Annotated in this window: 1 protein-coding gene; it reads right to left on the reverse strand. The window is 71.8% G+C overall.

Going from position 1 to position 610, the window contains the following annotated elements:
• Window positions 1-127 precede the first annotated feature (127 nt).
• Window positions 128-391 carry a hypothetical protein gene (locus NS334_RS16990; protein WP_012318516.1) on the reverse strand — a complete coding sequence of 88 codons (264 nt, stop codon included), beginning with the start codon at window positions 389-391 and terminating at the stop codon, window positions 128-130.
• Between the last annotated feature and the right edge of the window lie 219 nt (window positions 392-610).

Raw genomic sequence — 610 nt, forward strand, 5'->3', positions numbered from 1 at the left:
ATTTGTAGGTGACGTCGTCGCCGGTCTTCACCTTGGCCTTGGCAGTCATCCGATCCTCCGTCGTGGCTGCGGGACAAGGCGCCGGGAGCGGGTGCGTTCCCGGCTCTCCACGGCCGGGATGCCGCACTCAGCGCCCGACCTCCCGGCGCAGGGCCGCGACCATCGTCTCGACCGCCGCCTGCGCGGTCTCACCGAGGTCGATGTCGGTCTCGCCGGCGGTGACGAGGCCGCGCGCCTCCAGTTCCTCCACGCCCTCCGGGTCGGCCTCGTGGCCGGCGCCGTCCCGGCGGATCACCGAGGTGACCCTCTCGCCGCTGACGAGGCGGTGGTAGGCCGCGAAGGCGAAGATCGAGAGGGCCTTGTCGGAGAGTCCGTTCAGGTCGTCGGCCATGCGTGCGCTCCTCGCGTCGGGTTCGTCGGACGAACGCCGTACGGGCCTGAGGGGTCCGGACGGACGCCAGGGTGCGACGACACGCGCGGCGACAGGTGCGACGACAGGCGCGCCCGCCGGAGCGGCGCCGCTTCGCGCCGGGCCCGGCTTGCTGCTAATCTGCCGCTCTCCATGACCCAGCACACCGATCAGACCGAAGTGGAACCGAGCCCACGAGAC

The organism is Sphingomonas endophytica (assembly GCF_001476895.1).
Lineage (GTDB): Bacteria > Pseudomonadota > Alphaproteobacteria > Sphingomonadales > Sphingomonadaceae > Sphingomonas > Sphingomonas endophytica_A.